We start from the raw sequence: 25474 nt of genomic DNA, 5'->3' as shown, positions 1-25474 counted from the left end.
AGACGTATTTTGAGAAAACACCGACCGGCCGCCAAAGACGGCAAACTGCGCGCCATCATCTGGGGCTTCGGCTCGCTCGGCATGCTCATGGTCAAAGCGTTTGCGGCCGGCGTGACCGACATCCGCATCGTCGGCATTGTCGACCATGCGCCGCATCTCGTCGGCAAGCGTGCAAGCGACCTCAGCGCGGAAGCCAAACAGCTCGGCCTCGACATCGTCGTGAGCCCGACCCTCGAGGCGTGCCTCGCGACGCTCAAAGAGCCCGCCGACGTCGTCTACCACATGACCGAGTCCGTGCTCGAGGCGATCGAAGGCCAGCTTGTGGCCGCCCTCGATGCCGGGCTCGACGTAATTTCGGCCTCCGAGGCGATGTTCTATCCGGCCTTGCGCTATCCCGCGATCGCCGCCCGCCTCGATGCCGCCGCCAAACGCAACGGTGTTGCGCTCGTGGGCTGCGGCATCAATCCGGGCTTCGTGTTCGATGCGCTTGTGCTGACCTTGGCGCGCATCACGACGGCGGCCACGAAGGTGGACATCAAACGCTGCATCGACGTGACGGGCACCGGTGCGCACGACATCGACCATGTCGGCTACGGCCTCACGCCCGAAGATTTCCGCGCCAAAATCGCCTCGGGGCGCATCGTCGGCCACATGGGCATGCCGGAATCGATCGCATTGGTGGCCGAGCGCTTGGGGATGGGCATCGAACGCGTCGAGGAAAGCTGGGACATCGAAACCGCCAACTTTCCCGTCGATTCCGGCACCGATGCGCTCGGCATCCTGCCGCCGGGCCGCGTGATCGGCATCACGCAGCACGGGCGGGCCTACGAGGGCGACGTGGAGCGCATCCATATGCGCCTGGCGATGTACTACCAGCCCGCCAAATTCGGCCTCGAAGAAAGCGACGACATCGTCATCGAGGGTGCGCAGCGCATCCATTGCGCGCTCACACCGGCGGCCATCTCGCTGCAGGGTGCGGCACTCCACATCGTGAACACGACCCACGACGTCGCAACCGCCCCGCCCGGCCTTGCCAACGTGCTCGACTTCGCGATGGGCGGGCGGCCGCGCGGTTTGTTCAGCTATGTCTGCGATCCCGCCAACCCGCCGAAACCCGGCAAAGTGTGGCTCGCCAAAACGCCGCTCGGGAAAATCGCGACGTGACGTGGAACTGGGCCGTCGTCTGGCAGATGCTGGCATCGCCGATGCTGCCGGCGGCCCTGCTGACGACGGTCTGGACGGCCATCCTCGCCCAAACTTTCGGCACCGCGATCGGATTTGCGCTGGGTCCGGCTTCGCTTGCAAATGCGCGGCCGCTGCGCGCGTTTGCGTGGCTCTATGGCTGGATCTTCCGCGGCACGCCGCTGCTCGTGCAGATCCTGTTCTTCTTCGCCGTGATCCCGCAACTCGGGCTCAAACTCGGCATCCTCACGACGGGCCTTATCGCCCTTTCGCTGAACGAGGGTGCGCGCATGGCCGAGATCGTGCGCGCAGGGCTGATCTCGGTGCCCGCAGGCCAGATCGAAGCTGCGCGCAGCCTCGGCCTCAAGCGCCTGCAGATTTTCGTGCTCGTCGTAGTGCCGCAGGCGATCCGCGTGATCGTGCCGCCGCTCGGCAACAACTTCAACTACATGCTCAAAGCCACCTCGCTGCTGTCGGTCATCGGTATCGTCGAGCTGCTGCGCATGAGCCAGCAGATGGCGCAGGCGACGACGCGCCCGCTCGAGATCTACGCGGTGGCTGCCTGCGCCTATCTCGTGGTCACCACGAGTTGGGACATCGTGCAGCGCCACATCGAGCGCCGGCTTGCGCGCAGCCAACGCCCCGTCCAGTTGCCCCAGAACACGCGACCTTCCGAAAGCCACGTCGAACGGCCTGCTGTCGCGACCGGCCCTGCCCTCGTGCGCCTTTCCGACATTCGCGTCGAGCTTGGCACGCATCGCGCGTTGGACGGTATCGACTTCGCCGTACGGCGCGGCGAGGTCGTGGCCCTCGTTGGCCCCAGCGGCTCGGGCAAAACGACCTTGCTGCGCGTGTTGAACGGCCTTGTGCGTCCGCAAAGCGGCACAGTCGAATTCGACGGCACGCCGCTCGGCCGGGATCCGGCGAGCAAGCGCTTCGATGCGCGCCTGCTTGACCGCCAGCGCCGGCGCATCGGCTTCGTGTTCCAGCGCTTCAATCTGTTCGGCCATCTGACGGCACTCGAAAACGTGGCTTCGGGCCCGCGCCTCGTTTTGGACCAGCCGCGCGTACAGGCGCAAGCGACCGCGCGAAAGCTTCTCGCCAAAGTGGGCCTCGCCGACCGCGCCGATGCGTATCCCGCAATGCTGTCGGGCGGACAGCAGCAGCGTGTGGCGATCGCACGCGCACTCGCGATGGAACCGGACCTGCTGCTGTTCGACGAACCGACTTCGGCCCTCGATCCCGAAACGATCCGCGAGGTGCTCGACGTCATGCGCGCCCTCGCTGCGGAGGGAACCACGATGGTCGTCGTAACCCACGAGATGGGCTTTGCGCGCGAAGCCGCGAGCCGGATCGTCTTTCTCGATCGCGGCCGCATCGTCGAAGAAGCCTCGCCGACCGCGTTTTTTGCCGCCCCGAAGAGCGAACGGGCGCGGACGTTTCTCGGCCAGATCGGCGCGATCGCGTAACGTAACGCCGACCATGCGCCGCGACGTGTGCAGCGTGCGGATCTTGCAAACGCGCCTAGCGCGGTCGGTCGGTGCCGGATTTGAGGCCCATGCGGGCATACGCGCCGTAGAAGGCGGCGAGCGCTTCGACCGTCGCGTCGAGCATCTTGGCGCCGTTCTCGGGCGTGGCCGCGGCCGGGTCCCCGCGATAGCCGCAATCTTCATTGCCGAAAATCGCCGCATAGGTGCCGCGCGCTTCGAGCAGGGCATCGGCGTTCGAGCCGCGCAGATAGGGTTGGTCCAAACGCGGCGGCAGATTGCGCACCTTTCGCGCGATCTCAGGCGCCAGTTCGGGCCGCAGCGCCATCAGCAGCGCTGTTTCGTATTCGCAGGCATGGCCGACGCCCTCGAAGCGCCCGACCAGCATCTTGCGCCACGCCGCCTCGCCCGGCGTCCAGTAGTCGACTGCCGCGATCTCGAATCCGTCGGTCGCAAGCTCGCCGATCTTAGCGGCCAAAGGCGCCTTGTTGCCGCCATGGCCGTTCACGATCAGCATGCGCTTGAAACCCTGATGCGCCACACAGCGTACGAGGTCTTCGACCAGCGCCATGAAGGTCGCGAGCTTGACCGTGAGCGTGCCGGCCCAACTCGCATGGTGCGGCGAAAAACCGTACATCGGGGCGGGCATCACCACGACGGGCACTTCGCCGCAGCGGCGGGCCGCCGCCATCGCGATCGCATAGGCCGAAGCACTGTCCATATCGACCGGCAAATGCTCGGCATGCTGTTCGACGGCGCCCACGGTCAATACCGGCAGCGCGCCTGCATCACGCGCTGCCGCCAGCGTGTCGCGCGTGTGTCTGGTCCAGTCGTTCTCGAAAGCCATTTTATGTCCTTGCGCCCCTACGCGATCGTCGTTTCGTCGCTGCGCGTTTCGTTGCGGTTGTCGATCCAGCTGAGGGCGATCTTGTCGCCCGCTTTGCCGCCGCGGAACTTGAATGCGAAATAGGGGTTCTTCGAAACCGACGGCCCCCACTGCGCTGTCATCACCGTGCGGCCATTGTGCGTGGCCGTCACTTGGCTGATGAACCAGGCGGGCACCACGGCGCCCGCTTCGACGCGCTGGCCGCTCTCCATTTCGTGGCTCATCAGCACGCGGACTTCGACAATGCCGTCGCGGCCAACGGCCGCACGAATGCGCATGGGGCCGCTCATGTGCCGCACCCGCCGAGCGTGACTTTAACTTCTTTGGTCGCCGAATAGACCTTGCCCTCGGCAATCGCGATCGCGACCACGTTCGACGTCTGCGCCATCTTGATCCGGGTCGAAACTTCGGGGACCGCATCGGGCAGAATCTCGAACACGGCCGTCAGCGTGTTGGGGTTCTTCTCGACCATCAAAGCAAGGCGCGTGGTGCCGGCAAGGCGGCTGGCGATCTGCACCGGCACCACCGCCCCGTTATCGGCAATGTCCGGTACCGTCAGCACCAGCGAAGCCGAAGCGGTCGCAGGCTCGATGCCCAGGGCCTTCAGCGTCTCGGCGACGGTTTTGCCGTCGAACGCGCTCTTGTTCCAGTCGGCCAAGGCGGCCTGGCTTGGCAGCATTCCTGCAGCCGCAAGAACGGCGACCAGCGACCAGCCGCCGCCCGCTTTCAGAAAATTCCGCCTGTCTTCGTCGTGTGGCACCACCGCATGCTCCCAAGCTTCAGTAGATGCAGACTATCATAGCCCAGCGCCGAGCTTTTGTAACAGCCGAGCTTTTGTAACAGGGGGCTTTAGCGGCACGGCGATTGACGGCGCGCAAATCCGCGTGTCAACTGAACATACAAACGTCCACCCGGAAGCAAGATGCGCGAAGCCGCCGCCGTCCTCGAAACCCGCCCCGGTAAGCGGCCCTTGTCGGCCCGTACGCTCGATGCGCTCGACGCGACGGTCGGGGCCTTGGCGGTCTTTTGCCTGGTTTCGATCGCCGCCGTCACGCTTGCGGGCGTCGTGTCGCGCTACGTTTTTGCGGCCTCGCTGACTTGGACCGCCGAAGCGGGCCAGTGGCTTTTCATTTATCTCATCTTCCTTGGCATCCCGCTTGCCCATCGCGAGCGGCTGCATATCGCCATCGTTGGCGTGGATGCGCTGCTGTCGCCGGGGTTCAAACGCGCGCACCAAGTGCTGGTCGATGCGGCCGTGGCCTATACGACGATCCTGCTGATGTTCGGCGCCAACAAGCTGATCGGCCTGATCGGCGGCCTGTCGACGGCCTTGGCATTGCCCGCGTGGCTGCAATATGCGGGCATTCCGGCGAGCTGTGCGGCAGGCCTCGTCTATATCGCGCTGCGCGATTTCGAGCGGCCGAGCGACCGCTATCTCGGCGCGTTGGGCGTTGCGTTGGGTGCGGCCTTCTACTGGCTGTTCGACGTTGCGCGCGTGCTGACATTCCCGGAGATGGATCCGGTGTGGCTGATGTCCGGCACGTTCGCGGTAGGGCTCGCCCTCGGCATTCCGGTTGCGTTTTCGATGCTGCTCGGCGTGTTCCTCGCCAATTTGTCGGTCGATATTCTGCCCGTCGCCGCGATCGTGCAGAATGTCGTGCGTGGGTCCGGGCAGTTCCTGCTGCTCGCGATCCCGCTGTTCCTGCTGGCGGGGGCCCTCATGAATGTGGGCGGCCTCACCCAGCGCCTCATCGACTTCGCCCACACGCTCGTGCGCCATTTGCGCGCAGGCCTTGCCCAAGTCACGGTCGTATCGGCAACGCTCTATGGCGGCATTTCGGGCTCGTCCAATGCCGATGCCGCCCTCAACGCCAAAATGCTGCACCCGGCCATGCTGCGCGACGGCTACAAGCCGGGCTTCTCGGCCGCTGCATGTGCCGCCTCGGCCGTGCTGCCGAACATCATCCCGCCGTCCGTCGGCATGCTGATCATCGCGGCCGCAACCGGCATATCGGTCGGGCAGATGTTCATCGCGGGCATCGTGCCGGGCCTGCTCTACGCCGCGGCTTTGATGCTGGCGGTCGCGTTCGTTGCCAAGCGCGACGGCTACAAGCCCGCCATGGCGCGTGCGACGTGGCGCGAACGCGGAGTGGCCGCCAAATCCGCAATCCCGGTGATGCTGCTCGCCATGTTCATCCTGGGCTCGCTGCGCTTCGGCATCGCCACACCGACCGAAACGGGTGCGATCGCGGTCGCCTATTCGTTTCTCGTCGGTGCGCTGTGGATGCGCAGCTACACGCTGAAGGGCCTGTGGCAGATCCTGTCGCAGACGGCCGTCGATTCCGCGATGATCGGATTGCTGATCGGCGCTGCCGTGCCCTTTGGCTTCGTGCTCACGACCGAGCGTGTACCCCAGGCGATCGTCGAGTTCGGGGCCGCCTGGCTCACCGACGGCTGGATCGTGCTGCTGTTCTTGAATTTCGTGCTGCTGATCGCCGGCATGTTCCTCGACATTGGCGCGTCGATCCTGATCCTCGCCCCCTTGTTCCTGCCGCTCATCGAGCGCTTCGGCATCGAGCCCGTGCATTTCGGGCTCATCGTGATCTGCAATCTGATGATCGGCGGCTTGACCCCGCCGGTCGGCATCCTCGCCTACATCGTCTCGACGGTCGCGCGGTTGCCGGTCGTCGAGGTGTTCAGCGCCCTCACGCCGTTCCTGGTCGCGCTGCTGATCGCCCTTGCGCTCATCACCTATGTCCCGGCAATCTCGATGGGACTGTTGTGGCTCGGTTTGTAACAATCCTAAAACCAATCTCGAGGAGACGATGCCCATGTCCCTTACGCTTCGCCTAGCTGCCGTCGCCGCCCTGGGCCTTTGCGCCCTCGCCGCCAACGCTCCGGACACGTTCGCCCAGACGCGCGCCCAGCCCGCGCGCATCGGCGTGGTGCAGCCCGAAACAGCCCCCAACACGGTCATGTGGCGGCGCTTCTCGGAGCTTGCGCGCGAACGCACCGGCGGGGCGGTCGATCTGCAGATCTTCCCGGCTGGCCAGCTCGGCGGCGAGCGCGAAAATGCCGAAGGCATGCGTCTGGGCTCGATCCAGGGTGCCGATTCCACGCTGGCGGCCCTGTCGCAATGGGTGCCCGAGGGCCAGATCTTTGACATGCCCTTCATCTTCCGCGACTGGGACCATGTCGACAAAGTAGTGAACGGCCCGATCGGCGAGCGCTACAAGGGCCTCTACCGCGCGCAAGGGTTCGAAGTGCCGGCCTTCTTCACCTACGGCGCGCGCCATCTCGTGAGCCGCACGCCGATCCTGCAAGTGTCGGACATTCGCGGCAAGACGATGCGCGTGCTGCAGAGCCCGCTGCACATCTCGATCTGGCGCACGCTGGGGGCGAACCCGACGCCGATCCCGATCACCGAAACGTACAACGCGCTTTCGACCGGCGTTGCCGACTTGATGGACATCACCAAGGGCCCGATCGAGACGCTGCGCCTGTTCGAAGTGGCGCCCAACATCACCGAGACCGGCCATATCTGGGCCGTCGGCGCCATCGTGTTCTCGCAGCAATATTGGCAGCGCCTGTCGCCGGCCAACCAGGCGATCATGACGCGCACGGCCCTCGAGATGGCCGCCTATATCAACAAGCTGCATCTCGAGCAGGAAGATGCGGCGATGGGCCGCATCACCCAGCGCGGGGCGCGCGTGCACAAGGTCGACCAGGCGCCGTGGCGCGACGCGCTGCGCCCGATTTGGGAGCAGGAAGCGCCCAAATTCGGCGGCATGGGTGCGATCACCGCGATCGTCGAGACGCGCTAAGGCATTCGGGAAAAAGGGAGACGTACGATGGAAGCTTCGATGCTGGAAGAGGTCGTCCAGAACCCCAACCCCTATCCGATCGTGGCCGAGATGGCCTACGACGACATCTGGAAACTGTGCGAGCAGGCACGCGATCTTGCGTGGGACCCGGCCAAACTTGATTTCTCAGATATGCAGAAGGCCGACCTGCCCGAGGAAGTGCGCAAGGCCGGGGCCGAATGGTGGTCCTTGCGCGCATGGATGGAGCATGGGGCAACGCCCTACGGGGCCGAACGCCTGCGCGACGCGATCTTCGGCCACCAGCCTTTCGAGGTGAAGCAGCACGTCGTCAATTTCATCGCCGAAGAGCTGCGCCACCACGAGGCAAGCTTCCGCATCGCCAACGCGCTGGCCAAATACCAGCCGTCGCCGCAGTCCGACTATTTCATGAAGATCATCCCGAAATTCCACGACGAGAAGGAGGAGAAGCAGATGAGCTTCTTCGCCGGTCTTGCCGTGAACACGCTGTTCGAGCAGCTGTCGGGCGAATTGCTGCAAGCACGCTACGAAAACGCGCGCTACGAATCCATCCGCGAAGCCTGCCGCCTGATCCTGCGCGACGAAGCGCGGCACATCCAGTTCGGCCGCATCGTGATGCGTCGCTTCTTCGGCACGCTGTCCGACTTCGACAAGGAGCAACTCGGCAAGAAGTTCGCGAAGAAACTGCGCGGCTCCCTGCTGAATGGCGTCTATGCGGTCGTCAATCTGCCGGCCGACGAGCGCAAGCGCTCGGCGCGCGCGCGCCAGTTGGCGGCCGAACACGGCCTCGGCGCCACGCATCCCGACCACGAGGTCGCAATCATCGCCGACGCGCTCAAGAAGATCCGCGCCGACGTCGCCCCGTACAACGTGCCGATCCCGCCGATCCCGGAAGTCGAAGGCCCGGCAACGGGCCCGTCGGCAAAGGCAGCGTGACCATGCTCGACCGTCGCCGTTTGTTGACCGTTGCCGGTGCGGCCCTCGCGGCACCCTCGTTGGGCAAGGCGCAAGCGGCGTGGCCCAACAAGCCGGTGCGCTTCGTGGTGCCCTTCCCGCCCGGCGGGGCAGCCGATCTGCTTGCGCGCAGCCTCGGCCAACGGCTCGGCGACAAGCTTGGCCAAAGCTTTGTCATCGACAACCGCCCCGGTGCGGGAACCGCCATCGGCACGGCGGCAACCGCGCAAAGTGCTGCCGACGGCTACACGATCATGATCGGTACGGTAAGTTCGCACGCGATCAATCCGGCGCTCAATCCGAAGGTCGGCTACGATCCGATCGCGGATTTCTCGCCGGTTGCGGCCTTCGCCACGCTGCCGTTTTTCTTGGTGGCACATCCGAGCGTGGCTGCGCGCAGCCCCGCCGAACTTGTCGCACTCGCAAAGCGCGAGCCGGGCAAACTCAACTACGCCTCGGCCGGCAATGGCACGTCGAACCATCTAGCGGGCGAGCTTTTCAAACTCTCGACGGGCACGGACATTGCGCACATTCCCTATCGCGGCTCGGCCCCTGCTTTGGCGGCCGTCGTTGCGGGCGAATGCCAATTGATGTTCGACCTGTCGATCACGGCGATGCCGCAGATCCAAGCGGGTGCGGTACGCGCGATCGCGGTTGCGAGTGTCGCGCGCTCGCCTTTAACGCCGAACGTGGCGACGGTCGCCGAAGCCGTGCCCGGCTTCGAGGCAAGTGCGTGGTTCGGCATTTTCGCACCTGCGCGCACGCCCGAACCGATCGTGGCCCGGCTCGCAGCCGAGATCGACGCGGCCCTTGGCGATGCGGCCATCGCCGAACGCCTCGCGCAACAAGGGGCCGAGCCGATGCGCATGGGGCCAGCGGCATTCTCGACGTTCGTGCGTGCCGAACTTGCGCGCTGGTCGGGCGTCGTGCGCGACGCGAAGATCCAGGCCGACGGCTAACTAGAAGGCGAGCGCAAGCGCCTCGCGCCGATGGTCGGCGACGGCGATCTTGAGGCCGTTTCGCACGCCGGCGAGCCCGATCGAGCCCATTAGCCAATCGGCCGGCGGACGCAACGCCAGGCGATGGCCCTTATCCACGAGCGCGTCGAGCGTTTCGCGCGGCATCGCGGCTTCGACCGCGATCTGGTCGTCGCCCAGAAAGCTCCAGCGCGGGGCCGCAACCGCCGCAGCGGGGTTGCTTGCATCGCGCATGAGGCCGACGGCGATCTGCAGATTGGTCTGGGTCTGGGCTTGCGCACCCGGCGTGCCGCAGGCCCAAATGCCGTCTTCCGGATGGCGCATCAGAATGCCGACCAGCGTATGGCGCGGCCGTTTGCCGGGTGCCGGCGCGTTCGCACCCGTGGAGAACGACGCACCACGGTCGTTCGAGAGCCACCCGTTTGCGGCCAAGCACCGTCCGCCGAACGGGCGATAAAGCGAATGGATCAGCGTACAAACCCCACCCGACGCATCGACGGCGGCGACCTGCGTCGTCTCGCCGTAATTTCGCACCATGGCGGGTCCTTGCGATGCGCGATGGCCGATACTCTCGCGTTTGGCGCGCATGTTTGCGGCGGCGAGCATTTCGTTTGCGCGCGCGGCTGGGCCATGCCCATCGCCAAGACCGTCGAGTTCGGCAAAAGCGCGCTTGTAGGCCTCGATCAGCATATGCGTGCGATGGGCCGCATCGTTTTCGCGTACCGTATCGGCACCCGCAATGCCGAGCGAGGCGAGCGTCGCAACGCTCTGGCTCATCGGCGGCTGGCCGTAGATCGTCCAGGCGCCAAAAGGCAGTGCCAAAGGCGTTTCGGCCGCGACCTTGAAGGCGCATGCCTCGTCGGCTGTCACGCGTGTTCCTTGTGTGGCCCAATCGGCGCACGCGGCAGCGAGCGAAGCCGACGGACCGCGCTGCGACCAATCGGCAAGGCTTGCGGCAAGGCCCGGAAGCACAAAGCGCTCGCCGGGCTTCGGCAAAGCACCGCCATGGGCCGCCGCAAGCTTTTGGCGCAAGGGTCCATCGCGCAGGGCCTGCAGTTGGCGATCGAAGCGCGCGGACACGGCAACGCCGCGCGTTGCCAACGCGACCGCCGGCGCCAAGGCCGCCGCACGCCCCAAGCGCCCAGCGTGGCCCGCAAGATATTCGAACGCAGCGGGTGCACCTGGGATCAGGCAAAGGCCCGCGCGCTCGGCGTCGGACGTGGGATGCACATAGGCCGCCGGTGCAGGCCCCGCCCCGTTAACCGCGTGCACGGTGCCGTTTGCGTCGGTCCATAGCGCAAACAGATCGCCGCCGGGTCCGCACATGTCGGGCATCGCGGCCCAATCGCTTGCCGCCATTGCAAGGCACGCATCGACCGCGTTGCCGCCGGCTTCGAGTGCCGCAATGCCGGCAAGTGCAGAAATCGGATGGCCCGCAACGGCCGCCCCGCCCAATCCTTGCGCGAGACGCCCGCTGCCGTAGGACGGTGCGCTGCTCATTCGGCGAACACCGGCGCCGCCCCGCCCGTGGGCGTGCGCATGGCGGCCAGCATTGCGCGTGCATGGTCGATGGTGGCCAGGCGCGGATTCATTTTGACCTGGCCCGAGCGCATCGCGGCCTGCGCCACTTTCTCGCGCGCCGCGTCGTCCGGCACGTAGCGGTCGAGCGACAGATCGAGACCCAGCGTATGGCGCAGCTTCGACATGGCCGCCGCCGCCGAAGACGCGCCAAACGCAGCCGCGATCGCCTCGCCCTTGGCTCCCAGCATCGGCGCGTTGAAGGCCGTGACGACCGGCAATGCGAGTGCATTGCCAAGACCGTGCGCCACCCCGTGCAAGGCACCCAAGGGTGCCGCAAACGCGTGGGCGAGGCCCAGATTGGCGCTGTTGAACGCAATCGCGGCTTGGCACGAGCCGATGAGGCACGCACTGCGCGCGACCATATTGCCGGGCTCGGCATAGGCGACGGGCAGCCACTTCGCCAGCAGGCGCATCGCCTCGAGCGCAAACGGATCGGTCATGAGCGAAGAAGCGTTCGAGACGTAGGCTTCGACCGCATGCGTGACCGCATCATAGCCCGATTGTGCGGTCACGACCGCCGGGCAGCTCGCGGTCAGCGTCGGATCGAGCAAGGCGATGGCGGCCGTCATTTCGGGCGAACGGAAGATGAGCTTTACCTCCGAACCGACCTTGGCCGCGATCGCCGATTCCGACACTTCCGACCCCGTCCCGGCCGTGGTTGGTGCGCATACAAACAGCGAGCGATGCGGACGCAAGCTTTTGCCGAAGCCCGAGATCGCTTCGACCGGCCCCGGATTGGATAGAAGCATGCGGGCGACTTTGGCCGTATCCATGGCCGAGCCGCCGCCGACCGCGACGATCAAATCCGGATCAGCCACCGCAAGGGAGGCCGCCGCCGCCGCGATCGTGTCGGTCGTGGGCTCGTGCGTGGGCACCGGCGCCACTACGGGTGCCGTGCCAGTGCCGGCCTTGAGGGCTGCCACAGCGCGCGCCTCGATCGGGCCGCCGACGAAGAACCCGTCGATCACGAGTGCCGGCCGCGCGCAGCCGAATTCCTTGGCGAGTCCGTCGAGCCGCTCGAGCGCACCGCTGGCATGCACGACCCGGCGCGTGGAGTGAAAAAACACGAAATCGGCGGCAGGTTCTTTCATGGGGCGACGGCTCCGGCGTACAGCTTATGAACGATGCGAAACCGTATCGGGGCGGACGCCCGCGCGCAACGCCGCTCTTTACTTTTTGGCGACCGCATCGAGCTCGGCGATGAGTTCGACGATCACGGGCATGGGACGGCAATCGCGCAGCAGTGCTACCGCCGCCGCCGCCAGCATGCGGTCTTCGAACAGCTTGGCGCCCGTCGCCGCCGCATGGCCTTCCTTGCGCAGCGTTTCGGCACAGATCTCGAGTATTTCGTCGCGCACCAGCTTCTCCTTCGCAAGAACGCTACAGCGTGCCGACGAACACGGCCATAATCAAGCCTGCGGCCGATCCACGAGCGTATAGTCGAGCAAGCGTGCCGCCGGTCTTTCGCCGCGCCACATTTCGCCCAGCATCGCGACGATGGCGGGGCCGAAGGCAGCATAGGGCACGCGCACCGAGGCGAGCCAGGGCGCGATCCAGTCGTTGAGCGGATTATCGTCGAAGCCGATCAGCAGCATGTCCTGCGGCACGCGCAGGCCAGCTTCGCGCAAACGACGATGCGTGCCGTACGCAATGAGGTCGGACGCGCAGAAGATCGCGGCGGGCCGCACAGGCTGCGCCAGCAGCAGTGCCGTTGCCGCGTGGCCCAGCGCCAAATGGTCCGCGCCGAGTGCCGCCGGCACATCGATATCGAGCAAGGTGCGGCCGAGTGCCTGCAGCTGGCGGCGAAACCCGGCGATGCGGTCGGAAGTCGCCGAGGATTCGAGCGAGCCGTGGATCACCGCCAGCGCCCCCTTCGGCACGCGAGCGTGCAAAGCCTTCGCAACGGCAGCCCCGGCAGCTTGGTTGTCGATACCGACAAACGCTGCCGCCTTGTCGATGGGGCAGCGGCGATTGACGAACAGCAGCGGTGCCGCCCCCGCCATCGCGTTGGAAAGCTGCTTGCTGCGCACGGCCCCCAGCAGCACGGTTGCACGCACGGCTTGGGCGCGCATCTCGCTCAAATACTCGTCTTGCAGATCGGGATTGTCGTGCGTGTCGCACAGCACCATCGCAAGGCCCACGTCGCGAAGCGCCGTTTCGATCGAGGCCGCGATCGCCGCCATTGCGGGGTTCGCGAGATTGGCGGCGAGTACGGCCACAAGGCGGCTCTGCCCCTTGCGCAAGGCCTGCCCCGCCCCGGTCGGCCGATAGCCGACTTGCGCGATCGTTGCCTGCACGCGCGCGACCGTTGCCGCCGACGCCTTGCCGGTGGTGCCGTTGACGATGCGCGAAACCGTCGCGATCGAAACGCCGGCGGCCCGCGCCACGTCCGCGATCGAGGCGGGCTTGGCCCCACGCGCTTGCACTGGGGGTTTGGATCTCTCGGCCATCAGGCTCCTTGCGAATCCGAAACGGGACGACTATACTGCGTTAGGTAAACGATTTCCCTAAAAACCAGGGAAGCAAAAAAGGGAGGAACCGATGCGCATCGCGCGACTTCTGGGCGGCGTCTTCGTTGCGGCTGCAGCCGCCATGGCGAGCCCGACCGGCCTAAAGGCCCAGCAACTGGTGATCTGGCACGATCTCGGCGACAATGGCGTTGCGATGTTCGAACGTGCGGGTGCGGAGTTCGCCAAGACGCGCCCCGGCGTTTCCGTGCGCTCGATCAGCTACCCGACCGACCAATGGTTCGGCCGCGTCATCAGCTCGATCAACACGAACACCGCCCCGGACCTCATCTTCAACAACTACGAGCGCGTGATCCGCATCGAGCAGCAGACCGGCAAGATCATGGATCTGCGCGCGACGCTCGCAAGCATCGCCGACAAGGGATTCCTCGGCGAAGACGATCTGCGCGTGGCCACGTTCAAGAACAAGATGATCATCCTGCCCGTGCAGCGCGTGCAGATGGCCTTCGGCGTGCGCAAATCCTGGCTCGACAAGACGGGCGAACAGTTCCCGCAGACCTGGGACGACGTGAAGCGCATCTCGGCCAAGTTCCGCGAATCCGATCCCGACGGCAACGGCCGCGCCGACACGTTCGGCATGGCGCTGCAGGCCGCCAAACCCCGCGACCTCATCCACATGCTCGACCTGTTCACCTTCGGCTCGGGCCTGCGCCACACGCTGATCGATCCCGACGGCAAGATCATGATCGACCAACCGGCGCATGCCCAGGTGCTCGAAGAATTCCTCAAGACCTATTCGAGCTACCGCTTCGTCGCCCCCGACACGATCAACCATTCCTTCACCGAAATGTACCAGGTGATCCTCGGCAGCCGGGCGGGCATGTTCCGCGTCGGCGACTGGAACGTGCGCGGCTGGGACAACGCCAACGCGTTGGGCGGCGATTTCGTGTCGGGTCCGTGGCCGAAATTCGCGGCCAACCGCGACAACGCGGTCGTGATCGGCGGCATGCGCGGCGTGGCCGTGCCCGAGAACTCGCCGAACCGCGCGCTCGCCGTCGAGTTCGCCAAATTCCTGCTCGGCAAGGAGGCCCAGCAGGCATCGCTCGAGCTCGTCGGTGCGGGCGTGCGCAAGGACCTCAATGTCGACGCGCTCTCGCCACGCCAGCAGTATTTCGCGCGCGCCCAGCATCGCCTGGTCGCGTACGATTTCCCGGAATCGATCCATACGTTCTATCCGGAGCTGGAAGCGGCCTTCCATCGCAAACTGCTCGCCGGCATCGCGGCTCCGCCGGCCGACTGGAAGCCCTTCATTGCCGAAACCGCGAAGGAAATGCGCGAACTCGCGGCCAAACTCAAAGCCAGCAACTGAGGACCAAGAGCGGCCGACGGGCACACCCCGTCGGCCGTTTCGATTCACGATGCCCCTTGCCGCCGCACCCTCCCGCCTGCAATCGGCCGCCGAAGCGCTCGATCTCGCCTGGCGCAATCGGGTGTTCTATCTGTTCGTCGCACCCTTTGCGGCGCTGACCATCGTGTTCGGCCTGTGGCCGATCGCCCTTTCGATCCAAGTTTCGCTGACCGCCTCGGCCTCGGCCCTATCGCCGAACCCAACCTATGTGGGCTTCGCCAACTACGCGACCGTGCTGGCCGACCCGATTTTCCTCACGTCGCTGTGGCGCACGCTTTGGTACGCGGCGCTCGCGGTCGCGGCCAATCTCGCCTTCGCGCTCGGCGTCGCGATCCTGATCGACAGTCCGCGTCTTCGCGCAGGCTCGATGTTCTTCCGCCTTGCGATCTTCCTGCCCGTCGTGACACCCGACGTGGCGGGCTATGTGGTGTGGCGCTGGCTCTACGACCGCAGTTTCGGTGCGATCAATGCGGCGGCCGAGCAGCTCGGCCTGCCTGCTTTCGGCGGTCTCTCGAGCGTCGATACGGTCACGATCGCCGTGCTGATCGCCGAACTCTGGCACCATGCCGGCTTCTACATGACGATCTTCTTGGCCAATCTTGCGATGCGCGACCGCGCACTCGAGGAGGCAGCATCCATCGACGGTGCGACCGTCTGGCAGAAATGGCGCTTCATCATTCTGCCGCAGCTGCGCCCGGCCATCATCATCAATCTCGTCTACGCGACGGTGCAGTTCCTCAAGACCTTCACCGTCGTCGTGGTGATGACGAAGGGCGGGCCTGCCGAGCGCACAAATTTCGTGAGCTACTACGCCTACCAGCTGTTCGACCAAGGCCGTTACGGCGAGGCAACCGCAATGGCGAGCCTGCTCTTCGCGATCGTGATCGCCTTGTCGCTCGGCGCTTTCAAACTCTCGGAAGGGCGCGGTCCCAAATGATGGCGCAACGGCGCGGCTGGCAAAGCAATGCAACGACGGCAGCGCTCTACGCGTTCGCCACGTCGCTGAGCCTTCTCTTCCTCTATCCTTATTGGTGGATGTGCCTCGGCATGTTCCGCAATGCGCGCCAGGTGACGGGCGATCCGCTACGGCTGTGGCCCGAGCAGTTCGATTTTTCGATCTTCGCCGAAATCCAGCGCATCGGCGGCGTGTCGTTCTGGCAGTATGTGGCGAACTCGTTCGCGATTACGGGTGCCTCGACCGTGCTCGGCGTAGTCGTGACGGCGGCGGGGGCCTACGCGCTCACGCGCAAGCCCGAGCTGCCGGGCTTCCGCTGGCTGCGCTACGGCTTTCTCCTCACGATCATGTATCCCTACATGCTGCTCGTGATCCCGGTCTATATCGTGGTCTTCAAGCTCGGCCTGCTCGGCTCCTACGCTGGCATCGTGCTGTTCTTGGCGCTGGGGCCGATCCAGTTTTTCCTGTTCGACCAGTTCTTCCGCACGCTGCCGCGCGAAGTGATCGAGGCCGGCATTTGCGACGGCGCCAGCGAAGCGCAGATCCTGTTCAAGATCATCCTGCCGATGGCAAAACCGATCCTGGCGACCGTGGCGCTGATCACGTTCCTGATCAACTGGTCGCAATGGTTTCCGATCCTCGTGATTTCGCGCTCGCCCGACACCTTCACGCTGCCAGTCGCGTTGCTTGCGATGAACGGCGAACTCGGCTCCAATTTCCGCGGCATCATGGCATTGGCCTTCGTCACGACCTTGCCGGTCGCGGTTCTGTTCGTGCTGGCGCAGCGGCGGGTGATGGAAGGCATGGCGGCGGGAGCGGTCAAGGGATGAACGATTTGGGCGGACACGACGAACGGGTCGGACTTGCAAGCCGCATAGAAGCGGCGCGCGGGCGCTCGATCGCTTGGCTTGCATCGATGCAGGTGACGCAAGCGCCAGCGGGCGTGCTGCGCATATCGCCCGCGCACGACGCCACAAAATGGCCGGGCGTGGCACTGCCGGGCACCTACAACGGCATCATGTGCGCCGATCTGATCGGCGGTTTTTCGGCCCTCGGACTCGGCGATGCGGCCGCGCGCAGCCAACTCGTGGCTTGGCTCGAAGGCTTCCGGCGAGGCGACGGCGTGTTCCGCATCCCCGAAATGCGCGACGACGCGGTATTCAAGAAACCCGACCGCGACGAGACGTGGCGCTACATCGATTTCCACGTGACCAACTACACCTTGGGCGCCATCGAAGCTCTCGACCCGGCGCGCGCGCCCGTGCTCGATTTCGTGCGGCCCTATCTCGAGCCAACGCACCTCAAAGCGTGGCTTGCCGAGCGCGACCTTCGCGATCCCTGGCAAGAGGGCAACAACATCGTCAATCTCGCGGGCTTCCTGTTTGCGCTCGCCCGCCACGGCAACGCGGCCGACAATGCGGCGGTCGCCGTATGCCTCGACATTCTGTTCGCGTGGCACGATCGGCTGCAGGAGCCGAGCACGGGCTTCTGGGGTGTAGGCCAAGCCAGCGACCCCACGCGCCTGCTGCACGCGATGGCAGGCTCGATGCACAATTATCACATCTGGTACGCGATGGGCCGCACGCCGCCCTTCTTCGAGCGCGCGGTCGAGTATTGCCTCACGCTGCCGCCGCGCGTCGACAGTGCGTGCATCGACGTCGACATTGTCGACGTGCTCGTGCACGGGCTTGCAGCCAGCAAAGCGCCCACGCCCAAAGCGCTCGGCTGGCTTGCCGCGATCCTCGAAGCCATTCTCGACGAGCAGAACAACGACGGCGGCTTTGCGGACGTGCGCACCGGCACCCGCCGCCAGGACGGCTGGGTGCGCGGCTATGAGGAGCCGCAGGGCCTGTCGAACACGTTTGCGACGTGGTTCCGCTGGATCGCGATCGCGATGGCCTCGGACGTGCTGTTCCCCGGCCGCTTCGACTGGCGCTTCCGGCGCTCGATCGGCATCGGGTATCGCGGCCTCAAACCATGACCGTCGAAGATCCGTTTGCGCATTTGCACGACGAGGACTACGCCGCCGCCTTCTCGCGCGATTGGGCGGGGGCAAGCAGCCTCGTCGATCCGGGCGGGCGTGCCGTCCAATCGCTCGACGGCGATTGGGAGATGACGCTCGATCCATTCGACGAAGGCTTGCGCCAGCGCTGGTACGCGCTCGACGACGCCCCGCCCGAAAGTTGGCGCGTGCCGCGCGACTACGATCCCGGCGGGGCCGACATCGTCCCCGTGCCGTCGTGCTGGAACCTGCTGCGCCCCGAACTCAAACACTACGAGGGGGCGGTCTGGTATGTGCGCAGCTTCGATGCGGCCCCTGCCCCCGGCATGCGCCAACTGCTGCAGTTCGGGGCGGCGAACTACGCCGCGCGCGTGTTCCTGAACGGCCGCTTTCTGGGTGCGCATCGCGGCGGCTCGACGCCGTTCACGCTTGATGCCACGCAGGCACTCGTCGCAGGCAAAAATCGCCTCATGGTCCATGTCGAGAACCGGCGCCGCGACGACCGCGTGCCGATGTCGCATTTCGACTGGTTCAACTATGGCGGCTTGCATCGCGGCGTCGGCTTGATGCAGGTCCCTGCCCTGCACGTCAAAAGCTTCGCCATGCACCTTGCCGCCGACAGCGACAAGGCGATCGAGGTACGGGTCGAACTCTCGGCGCAGGTCGATGCGGCGGCACACGTGGTTGTGTCCGAGCTCGGGCTCGAAGCACCGCTCGAGATCGCGGGCGGTGTGGGTACTGCGCGTATTGCCGCAATGCCCGAACTTTGGTCGCCCGAACGCCCGCGCCTCTACGATGTCGAGATCGTCTGCGGCAGCGACCGCATGCGCGAGCGCGTCGGCTTCCGGCGCATTGCGACGCGCGGCACCGACATACTGCTGAACGGATCGCCCCTTCGTCTCAAAGGGGCGTGCGTGCACGAAGACGATGTCGTGCGTGGCCGCTGCACGGACGCCGCCGACATTGCGCGCCGTCTTGCCGACATCAAAGCGCTCGGCGGCAATTTCCTGCGCCTATCGCATTATCCGCACGACCCGCTGGTGGCGCGAATGGCCGACGAAGCGGGCGTGCTGCTGTGGGCCGAAATCCCGGTCTATTGGGCGATTGATTTCGCCAACCCCGATACATACGCCGATGCCGAGAACCAGCTCTTGGAACTTGTGGCGCGCGACCGCAACCGCGCCAGCGTGATTCTGTGGGGGGTCGGCAACGAAAACGCCGACACGGACGCGCGCTACCGCTTCATGGCCGCCCTCGCGGACGCCGCACGCCGCGCCGATCCCACGCGGCTTGTGTCGGCGGCATGCCTTGTGAACCGCGAGAAGTTCCGCATCGAAGACCGACTCGCCGCCAAGCTCGACGTGATCGGCCTCAACGAATATTTCGGCTGGTACGAGCCCGATCCCAAAGACCTCGCCCGCCTGCTCGCCAATTCCGATCCGGGCAAGCCGCTGCTGATCAGCGAAACAGGGGCCGATGCGGTCGCGGGCCTGCACGGGGCCGAAACACTGCTGTTCGGCGAAGAGCGCCAGGCGGCGTTCTACCGCAACCAACTCGATATTCTGCGCCTGTTCCCGTACGTGCAAGGCATGGCGGTGTGGCTGCTCTACGATTTCCGCTCCGAGCGCCGCCAGACGCGCTTCCAGCGCGGCTGGAACCGCAAGGGCCTCATCGCCGAAGACAAGACGACGCGCAAAGCCGCGTTCGCGGCGCTGCGCGACGCTTGGGCCAACTGGTAGGACGCTTTCCAGGGTTTCCAACGACGCGAACTGCCGATATCCTTTCCGCCTTACGAGGCCAAGGACAGGATCGGCAATGGCGCAAGCTTACCCAAAAATTGGTTACCCAAAAGCATGGGCGCCCGGCGATTTGCGGCCCGACGATTGGCGCTTGCGCATTCCGGCGGCTGCGGCGAGCGAATTGGGCCGGGCGGTCGCCGCCCTCAAGGCCGCCGACGCCAAACTGCCGGTACCGAAGCCGACGGATTTCGATCTCGGGCTTTGCGCCGATTTTGCAGCCACGATGAAACAACGCCTCGAAACCGGCCCCGGCTTCGTCGTCGTCTCGCGCCTGCCGGTCGAAGATTGGGGTGTGGACGGCATTCGCTATGCATGGTGGCTGCTGGGCAGCCTTGTCGATCGGCCGCAGCCGCAGTACATCGAAGGCTTCTGGCTCTACGACGTGCGCTGGCTCGGCGACTGGGACGCCGACGACGAACAGGCACGGCGCCTGCGCGACGCCGAAATCAAAGCCCACACCGACGAGAGCCTCAAAGACGTCGGCCCGCGCTATACCGGCCTCCTGTGGGCCGCCAAAGCGCGCGCGGGCGGCAACAGCCGCGTATCGTCCTGCGCTTTTGCGCACGATCTGCTGCACGACGAGCGGCCCGATCTGCTCGCCCGCCTGTACGAGCCCTTCCTGTTCCACCCTTTCCGCCCGGTCGATCCCAATGCGGTGCATTGGCATCCGGTGTTCCGGCGCGACGGCGACCATGTGCGCTGCCAGTTTGCGCGCGACTACATCATGGGCGGGGCCAAACGCTGGGATCGCCCGCTCGACGCGGCAGGCGCCGAAGCCATCGAGCGCTTCGAAGCGATCCTCGAACGCTTTGCGCTCGATTTTCCGATGGAGCCGGGCGAGTTCGAGATCCTCGACAACGATCTCATCACCCATGGCCGCTCGCAGCATGTCGATTGGGCTGCGACGAAGCAACGGCGCCATCTGATGCGCCTGTGGCTCGGCACCAGCGGCACGCCCTACGACGGCCCGCCCCCGCCTCTCTGAAAACGGCCATGGCACGCGCGTTGCTGGGCAGGAGCGTGCTATGAAGCTTCAAGCGAGGGCGATGTGACGCTGTTGGTACTCCAGCGCGTGCTGCAGGGGATCGGGGTGGTCTTCGCGATGTCGCTCGCCGTTTTTCTCGGCGTTTTCGCGATCGGCGATCCCCTTTCCCTGCTTGTGAACCCGACGCTGAACCAGGCCGAAATCGCCGTGGTCGCCGAACGGCTCGGGCTCGACATGCCGCTTTGGCGCCAATATCTGCATTTTCTCGCCAACCTCATGCGCGGCGATCTCGGCAATTCCTTCGTGTCGAACACGCCGGCCATCGGCCTCATCCTGGAGCGCATGCCGGCCACACTCGAATTGGCCGTGACGGCGGTACTCGTCGGCCTCGTCGTCGGCATTCCGCTCGGGCTGTGGGCCGGCTACCGGCCCGAGCATTGGACGTCCAAGACGATCATGACCGGCTCGATCCTGGGGTTTTCGCTGCCGACCTTCTGGGTCGGGCTCATGCTGATCATGATCTTCGCGATCGAACTTGGCTGGCTCGACTCAGGCGGGCGCGGCGAAACGCGCGACTGGCTCGGCATGAAGCTGTCGATCTTCACGCTCGACGGCTGGTCGCATCTGCTGCTGCCCGCGGCCAATCTCGCATTGTTCAAGATATCGCTCGTGATCCGCCTCACGCGGGCGGGCGTGCGCGAGGCGCTTGCGCAAGACTATGTGCGCTTCGCGCGCGCCAAAGGGCTCACGATGCGTCGCATTCTCATTGTGCACGTGCTGCCCAATATCCTGATCCCGGTGGTCACGGTCACCGGCATGGAATTGTCCTCGACGATCGCCTATGCGGTCGTGACCGAAACCATCTTCTCGTGGCCCGGCATGGGCAAGCTCGTGATTGATTCGATCTTCGCGCTCGACCGGCCCGTGATCGTCGCGTACCTAATGATCATGGCGTGCCTTTTCGTGGCCATCAATCTGCTGGTCGATTTGGGATACCTGATCCTCGACCCGCGCTTGCGCCACAGGCGGGCCGCATGAGTGCCGCCGCCATCCAAGAGGGCCGCGCCCCGTGGCGCGATCTGGCGGCGGGGTTTTTCGCTGACCGGCTCGCGGCCTTCGGCTTCGTGCTGTTCGTCGCGATCGCGATCCTGGCTCTCTTCGCCCCGTGGCTGGCGCCGCAGGATCCCTACGATCTAGCGAACCTCAATCTTTCCGACGGCCGCTTGCCGCCGGGGAGTACGGGCAGCGAAGGCGTATTCTACTGGCTCGGTACCGACGACCAGGGCCGCGATCTGATTGCGGCGATCATGTACGGGTTCCGCGTGAGCCTCGGCATCGGGGCGGCATCGAGCCTTGCGGCGATGGCGATCGGCACGACAGTCGGGCTCGCCTCGGCCTATATCGGCGGTTGGCTCGGCGATACGATCATGCGCATCGTCGATTTCCAGCTGTCGATCCCGGCTGTGCTGCTGGCCCTGATGATGGTCGCTCTCGTCGGCTCGGGCATCGACAAAATCTTCTTCGCCCTCGTCGTGGCGCAATGGGCCTACTACGCGCGCACGGTGCGCGGCATCGCGATCGTCGAGATGCAGGCCGACTACGTCGCGGCCGCGCGCGGCCTGTGCCTGGGGCCGATGCGCATCCTATTCTCGCATCTGCTGCCCAATTGCCTGCCGCCGCTGCTGGTCGTCGTCACGATCCAGATCGCCGCCGCGATCGCCCTCGAAGCGACCTTGTCGTTCCTGGGCTTGGGCCTGCCGATCAGCGAACCGTCGCTGGGCCTGCTGCTCGCCAACGGCTTCCAATACATGCTGAGCGGCCGCTACTGGATGAGCCTTTTCCCGGGCATCGCGCTGCTGCTAATGATCGTTGCGATCAACCTCATCGGCGACCGGCTGCGCGATCTCCTGAACGTGCGCCTGCAGAAATAGCCGGGCCCAGACCTACGCGGTCGCGAGGATGCGGTCGGCCGCCGGTCCGCGATGCTTGACGCCGATCTCGTCCATGGATTCCGCGACCGCGCGTGCCACGGCCGCCATCGTCTCGGGATCGATGTCGCCCATGCAGCCGATGCGGAACGTGCCCGCCGCCGTCAAACGGCCCGGAAAGATCGTGAAGCCGCGGCGGCGCATCGCTTCGTAGAAATCCTTGAAATTGTAGGCGGGATCGGCCGGATCGAGCCACGTGGTGACGATGGGGGCCGAGACTTCGTCGGGCAGCATCGTGCGGAACCCGTTCTGGCGCATCGCATCGACGAGACGCTTCCAGTTGCGCTTGTACTTCTCGAGCCGCGCTTCGCGCCCGCCCTCGGCCTTGTGGCGCGCGACTGCGTTGGCAAAGGCCGCGACCACATGCGTCGGCGGGGTGAAGCGCCACTGGCCCTTCGTGCTCTCCATGAAGGACCATTGCTTGAACAAATCGAGGCTGATCGACGGCGACTTGCCCTCGGCCGCAATCAGCGAATCCCGCCGGATGACCGCAAAGCCGATGCCGGGCAAACCTTCCATGCATTTGTTGGGCGAGATCGCGACGGCTTCGACATCGAGAGCCGCCACGTCGAGCGGGAACGCGCCGAACGAGGCGACCGTGTCGATGAAGATGTTGCGCCCGCGCGCACGCGTGGCTTTGGCGATCTCTTCGATGCGGTTGAGAACGCCCGTACCCGTCTCGACATGGCAGATCGCCACATGCGTGATTTCGGGATCGGCATCGAGGGCCGCCCCCACTTCCGCCCCTGTCGGCAGCGGCAGGATCGGCTTTTCGAGCTTCACCACGCGCCGGCCGATCGCCTCGAGAATTTCGCCGAGACGCAAGCCGTAGAAACCGTTGACGATCACCAGCACCTTGGCCCCCGGGGCCGTGCAGGCATGGAAAAGCGCTTCGCAGGCGTATGTGGCGCTGCCTTGCAGCGGCACGCATTCGTGCGTCGCCGTCCCGTTCGCGATTTCGAGCAGATAGCGCCGGGCCGTCGCCGTCATGCCGACGATCTCTTCGGCGTTCGGCGAAAGATCGACAAGCATCGCTTCTTTGGTCGCGCGCGTCGTCGTGATCGGGCCGGGCGTGAGCAGAATATTGTGCGTGAAATCGGTCGACATCGCGTTCTCCCAGAATTTTCAAAGTCGGCGGACTCTACCCCGCCTTTTCGGCTCTTGGCAAAGACAACGCCCCCGATCGCAATCGGGAGCGTTGTTTCGTCGTCGATAACGTACCGGATCAGCGAACGGCAGGGCCTGGTTTGGCCTTGATCGCCAGCGTGTCTTCGTCGGCGCGCGCTTCGTACAGCACGCGGTCCGCACGGCCCGCCCAAATCGCCTGCAGATTGACGATCGGGATCACGGGCAGCTTCTGCGCCACGGACGCGATGGCGCCCGCGAAAAGCTGCTCGCGCTTGGCGTCGTCGAGTTCGGACGTTGCCGTGGCAATCTGCGCATCGAGCTCGGGATCGGACCAGAAAGTCCAGTTGAACGTGCCCGTGCGCTTGTCGGCATCGCGCGTATGGATCTGTGCTGCCAGCGTGTAGCCAGCTTCGCCGGTGACAGTACCCCAACCCTGCATTTGCAGGCTGTACTCGCCGCGCCCCTGGGCCGGGAAGAACACCGTGCGCGACACGGCCTGCACGTCGGCCTTGATGTTGATGCGTGCCAGCATCTGGCCGAGCGCCGTGCATACGCGCCCGTCGTTCGGGAGGCGGTCGTTCGTGCAATGCAGCTGCACGCGGAACCCGTCGGGGAAGCCCGCTTCCGTCATCAGCGCGCGCGCGCGTTCGACATTGTAGGGGATTGCGGGCAGCTGCTTGTTGTAGCCGAACACGCTGCTGGGCACGAGCTGGTTGACCGGCGTTGCCGTCCCTTCCATCGTCTGGCGCGCGATCAAGTTGCGGTCGATGGCGAGCGACAAAGCCTGGCGCACGCGCACGTCGCGCAACGGGTTGTCGATCGGCTGGCCGGCATTGTTGGTCACGGTCGGCGTGCGGGGGCGCACATCGGGCCACAGGATGAAATTGAACAAGGACGGCGCTTGCGTGACCGCAATGCCGCGCTCGCTCTTGAGGCGACCGACATCCGACGGCGGCGCGTAGTTGATCATGTCCACGCGGCGCGACAGGAGCGCGGCAACGCGCGCACTGTCGTTCGAGATTTCAATCAGCGACACGCGCCGCCAAGCGGCTTTTTCGGTGCCCCAATAGCCGTCGAAACGCTCGAGGATCATTTCGTTGCGCGAGGCGAACGAGACGGCGCGGTACGGGCCCGTGCCGATCGCGGCCTTGGCCGAGTTGAAATCCTGCTGGCTCGCGTCTTTGGACGCACGCTCGGACGCCATGAACACGCGCGCGAGGTCGAGCATCAAGCCCGGGGCCGGCGACGCGGTCTTGAGGCGGACCGTGTGGTCGTCCACGATCTCCACGCTCGCCACGCGGCGCGCAAACGCGACGACGCCGCCCGTGCCGCCGCCGACCGTCGGGATGCGCTCGAACGAGAATTTGACGTCCTTGGCCGTGAAGTCCCCACCGTCGTGGAATTTGACGCCGCGGCGTAGCTTGAGTTCCCAGGTCAGCGGATCGACCGTGCGCCAGCTTTCGGCAAGCCCCGGGATCAGCTCCATGTTGGGCCCGACATCGGCCAGAGAGTCGTAGATGTTGCGCACGGCCGACAGATGCGAGCCGAGGCCTGAGAAATGCGGATCGAGCCCTTCCGCGACGGCGCGCACGCCGATCGTGAGGTCCTGGGCGCGGGCCGCCTGGGCCGCCAGCATCAAGCCGGCTGCCACCAGGGTGGCGGCGGCCGTCCGGCGCACAATTGCGGCCAGATCAACGGTTTTGGTACGCATCGTCGTGCTCCTTCAGGGAACGGGCAAGGGACAGGTCGCGGAAACCGAAATCAACGAATGTATACAAAGCAAGAAACGGACCATACAAACGCCAATCCCCCGCTTGCTTGGTCCTGATGGC

The 25474-nt window shown here is 65.5% G+C and carries 23 protein-coding genes; 14 read left to right on the top strand and 9 right to left on the bottom strand.

Annotated elements, in window-relative coordinates:
* Positions 1-9: 9 nt before the first annotated feature.
* Complete coding sequence (locus tag O9320_10960; protein MCZ8311367.1) at positions 10-1164, top strand: hypothetical protein; 1155 nt, start codon at positions 10-12, stop codon at positions 1162-1164.
* Complete coding sequence (locus O9320_10955) at positions 1161-2651, top strand: amino acid ABC transporter permease/ATP-binding protein (GenBank protein MCZ8311366.1); 1491 nt, start codon at positions 1161-1163, stop codon at positions 2649-2651. The genes O9320_10960 and O9320_10955 overlap by 4 nt, the downstream gene beginning before the upstream one ends.
* Positions 2652-2706: 55 nt before the next feature.
* On the opposite strand, the gene O9320_10950 is transcribed toward O9320_10955, so the two are convergent.
* From O9320_10950 to soxY, 3 genes are read right to left on the bottom strand one after another with little or no spacing between them, the layout of a single operon-like run.
* Positions 2707-3516, bottom strand: coding sequence for a creatininase family protein (locus tag O9320_10950; protein ID MCZ8311365.1), 810 nt, complete (start codon positions 3514-3516; stop codon positions 2707-2709).
* 17 nt (positions 3517-3533) lie between these two features.
* The gene (soxZ, locus tag O9320_10945; protein MCZ8311364.1) at positions 3534-3845 is read right to left on the bottom strand and encodes a thiosulfate oxidation carrier complex protein SoxZ; all 312 of its coding nucleotides are present in this window, start codon (positions 3843-3845) and stop codon (positions 3534-3536) included.
* Positions 3842-4315 (bottom strand): thiosulfate oxidation carrier protein SoxY, encoded by a 474-nt coding sequence (gene soxY / locus O9320_10940; GenBank protein MCZ8311363.1) that lies wholly within the window; start codon positions 4313-4315, stop codon positions 3842-3844. The genes soxZ and soxY overlap by 4 nt, the downstream gene beginning before the upstream one ends.
* 162 nt (positions 4316-4477) lie before the next feature.
* Between soxY and O9320_10935 the strand changes: the two genes are divergently transcribed.
* The 4 genes from O9320_10935 to O9320_10920 are packed head-to-tail and all read left to right on the top strand — an operon-like array spanning position 4478 to position 9310.
* A complete protein-coding gene (locus O9320_10935) occupies positions 4478-6352 on the top strand; it encodes a TRAP transporter large permease subunit (GenBank protein MCZ8311362.1) in 1875 nt (624 codons plus the stop codon).
* Between the two features lie 34 nt (positions 6353-6386).
* The gene (locus O9320_10930) at positions 6387-7379 is read left to right on the top strand and encodes a TRAP transporter substrate-binding protein (protein MCZ8311361.1); all 993 of its coding nucleotides are present in this window, start codon (positions 6387-6389) and stop codon (positions 7377-7379) included.
* 27 nt (positions 7380-7406) lie between these two features.
* Positions 7407-8333, top strand: coding sequence for a hypothetical protein (locus tag O9320_10925; GenBank protein ID MCZ8311360.1), 927 nt, complete (start codon positions 7407-7409; stop codon positions 8331-8333).
* A 2-nt stretch (positions 8334-8335) separates the two neighbouring features.
* The gene (locus tag O9320_10920; protein MCZ8311359.1) at positions 8336-9310 is read left to right on the top strand and encodes a tripartite tricarboxylate transporter substrate binding protein; all 975 of its coding nucleotides are present in this window, start codon (positions 8336-8338) and stop codon (positions 9308-9310) included.
* Here the strand turns inward: O9320_10920 and O9320_10915 are convergent, their stop codons facing one another.
* The 4 genes from O9320_10915 to O9320_10900 form a co-directional block, all read right to left on the bottom strand.
* Positions 9311-10828, bottom strand: a complete 1518-nt coding sequence (locus tag O9320_10915) for a gamma-glutamyltransferase (GenBank protein MCZ8311358.1) — start codon at positions 10826-10828, stop codon at positions 9311-9313.
* The gene (locus O9320_10910; protein ID MCZ8311357.1) at positions 10825-12000 is read right to left on the bottom strand and encodes an iron-containing alcohol dehydrogenase; all 1176 of its coding nucleotides are present in this window, start codon (positions 11998-12000) and stop codon (positions 10825-10827) included. Before O9320_10910 ends, O9320_10915 begins: the two co-directional genes overlap by 4 nt.
* Before the next feature lie 78 nt (positions 12001-12078).
* A complete protein-coding gene (locus tag O9320_10905; protein ID MCZ8311356.1) occupies positions 12079-12267 on the bottom strand; it encodes a hypothetical protein in 189 nt (62 codons plus the stop codon).
* A 51-nt stretch (positions 12268-12318) separates the two neighbouring features.
* The gene (locus O9320_10900; GenBank protein MCZ8311355.1) at positions 12319-13359 is read right to left on the bottom strand and encodes a LacI family DNA-binding transcriptional regulator; all 1041 of its coding nucleotides are present in this window, start codon (positions 13357-13359) and stop codon (positions 12319-12321) included.
* A gap of 91 nt (positions 13360-13450) precedes the next feature.
* Between O9320_10900 and O9320_10895 the strand changes: the two genes are divergently transcribed.
* The 8 genes from O9320_10895 to O9320_10860 all read left to right on the top strand — a co-directional run bounded on the left by O9320_10895 (position 13451) and on the right by O9320_10860 (position 22457).
* On the top strand, positions 13451-14746 hold the full coding sequence (locus O9320_10895) for an extracellular solute-binding protein (GenBank protein ID MCZ8311354.1): 1296 nt from the start codon (positions 13451-13453) through the stop codon (positions 14744-14746).
* Between the two features lie 49 nt (positions 14747-14795).
* Complete coding sequence (locus O9320_10890) at positions 14796-15722, top strand: sugar ABC transporter permease (GenBank protein MCZ8311353.1); 927 nt, start codon at positions 14796-14798, stop codon at positions 15720-15722.
* On the top strand, positions 15719-16570 hold the full coding sequence (locus O9320_10885; protein MCZ8311352.1) for a carbohydrate ABC transporter permease: 852 nt from the start codon (positions 15719-15721) through the stop codon (positions 16568-16570). The genes O9320_10890 and O9320_10885 overlap by 4 nt, the downstream gene beginning before the upstream one ends.
* Positions 16567-17721, top strand: coding sequence for a hypothetical protein (locus O9320_10880; protein MCZ8311351.1), 1155 nt, complete (start codon positions 16567-16569; stop codon positions 17719-17721). The genes O9320_10885 and O9320_10880 overlap by 4 nt, the downstream gene beginning before the upstream one ends.
* Complete coding sequence (locus O9320_10875) at positions 17718-19481, top strand: hypothetical protein (protein MCZ8311350.1); 1764 nt, start codon at positions 17718-17720, stop codon at positions 19479-19481. The genes O9320_10880 and O9320_10875 overlap by 4 nt, the downstream gene beginning before the upstream one ends.
* Positions 19482-19611: 130 nt before the next feature.
* Positions 19612-20526, top strand: coding sequence for a TauD/TfdA family dioxygenase (locus O9320_10870; GenBank protein MCZ8311349.1), 915 nt, complete (start codon positions 19612-19614; stop codon positions 20524-20526).
* A 63-nt stretch (positions 20527-20589) separates the two neighbouring features.
* Positions 20590-21564, top strand: coding sequence for an ABC transporter permease (locus tag O9320_10865; GenBank protein ID MCZ8311348.1), 975 nt, complete (start codon positions 20590-20592; stop codon positions 21562-21564).
* Positions 21561-22457, top strand: a complete 897-nt coding sequence (locus O9320_10860; protein ID MCZ8311347.1) for an ABC transporter permease — start codon at positions 21561-21563, stop codon at positions 22455-22457. Before O9320_10865 ends, O9320_10860 begins: the two co-directional genes overlap by 4 nt.
* A gap of 12 nt (positions 22458-22469) precedes the next feature.
* Here O9320_10860 and O9320_10855 read toward each other — a convergent pair whose 3' ends face one another.
* Together O9320_10855 and O9320_10850 are read right to left on the bottom strand one after the other, a co-directional pair.
* On the bottom strand, positions 22470-23621 hold the full coding sequence (locus O9320_10855; GenBank protein MCZ8311346.1) for a 2-aminoethylphosphonate--pyruvate transaminase: 1152 nt from the start codon (positions 23619-23621) through the stop codon (positions 22470-22472).
* A gap of 118 nt (positions 23622-23739) precedes the next feature.
* On the bottom strand, positions 23740-25353 hold the full coding sequence (locus O9320_10850; GenBank protein ID MCZ8311345.1) for an ABC transporter substrate-binding protein: 1614 nt from the start codon (positions 25351-25353) through the stop codon (positions 23740-23742).
* Between the last annotated feature and the right edge of the window lie 121 nt (positions 25354-25474).

The organism is Magnetospirillum sp., from assembly GCA_027532905.1.
Taxonomy (GTDB): Bacteria; Pseudomonadota; Alphaproteobacteria; order CACIAM-22H2; family CACIAM-22H2; genus Tagaea.
Note: the sequence above shows the minus strand (reverse complement) of the source record. Positions and strands in the feature narration are given on the sequence as shown.

Coding starts and splice junctions, on each gene's coding strand:
- soxZ (MCZ8311364.1), bottom strand. CDS start 3,845: ATGAGCGGCCCCATGCGCATTCGTGCGGCCGTTGGCCGCGACGGCATT.
- O9320_10850 (MCZ8311345.1), bottom strand. CDS start 25,353: ATGCGTACCAAAACCGTTGATCTGGCCGCAATTGTGCGCCGGACGGCC.
- O9320_10900 (MCZ8311355.1), bottom strand. CDS start 13,359: ATGGCCGAGAGATCCAAACCCCCAGTGCAAGCGCGTGGGGCCAAGCCC.
- O9320_10860 (MCZ8311347.1), top strand. CDS start 21,561: ATGAGTGCCGCCGCCATCCAAGAGGGCCGCGCCCCGTGGCGCGATCTG.
- O9320_10935 (MCZ8311362.1), top strand. CDS start 4,478: ATGCGCGAAGCCGCCGCCGTCCTCGAAACCCGCCCCGGTAAGCGGCCC.
- O9320_10910 (MCZ8311357.1), bottom strand. CDS start 12,000: ATGAAAGAACCTGCCGCCGATTTCGTGTTTTTTCACTCCACGCGCCGG.
- O9320_10915 (MCZ8311358.1), bottom strand. CDS start 10,828: ATGAGCAGCGCACCGTCCTACGGCAGCGGGCGTCTCGCGCAAGGATTG.
- O9320_10920 (MCZ8311359.1), top strand. CDS start 8,336: ATGCTCGACCGTCGCCGTTTGTTGACCGTTGCCGGTGCGGCCCTCGCG.
- O9320_10890 (MCZ8311353.1), top strand. CDS start 14,796: ATGCCCCTTGCCGCCGCACCCTCCCGCCTGCAATCGGCCGCCGAAGCG.
- O9320_10930 (MCZ8311361.1), top strand. CDS start 6,387: ATGTCCCTTACGCTTCGCCTAGCTGCCGTCGCCGCCCTGGGCCTTTGC.
- O9320_10895 (MCZ8311354.1), top strand. CDS start 13,451: ATGCGCATCGCGCGACTTCTGGGCGGCGTCTTCGTTGCGGCTGCAGCC.
- O9320_10875 (MCZ8311350.1), top strand. CDS start 17,718: ATGACCGTCGAAGATCCGTTTGCGCATTTGCACGACGAGGACTACGCC.
- O9320_10885 (MCZ8311352.1), top strand. CDS start 15,719: ATGATGGCGCAACGGCGCGGCTGGCAAAGCAATGCAACGACGGCAGCG.
- O9320_10855 (MCZ8311346.1), bottom strand. CDS start 23,621: ATGTCGACCGATTTCACGCACAATATTCTGCTCACGCCCGGCCCGATC.
- O9320_10880 (MCZ8311351.1), top strand. CDS start 16,567: ATGAACGATTTGGGCGGACACGACGAACGGGTCGGACTTGCAAGCCGC.
- O9320_10925 (MCZ8311360.1), top strand. CDS start 7,407: ATGGAAGCTTCGATGCTGGAAGAGGTCGTCCAGAACCCCAACCCCTAT.
- O9320_10950 (MCZ8311365.1), bottom strand. CDS start 3,516: ATGGCTTTCGAGAACGACTGGACCAGACACACGCGCGACACGCTGGCG.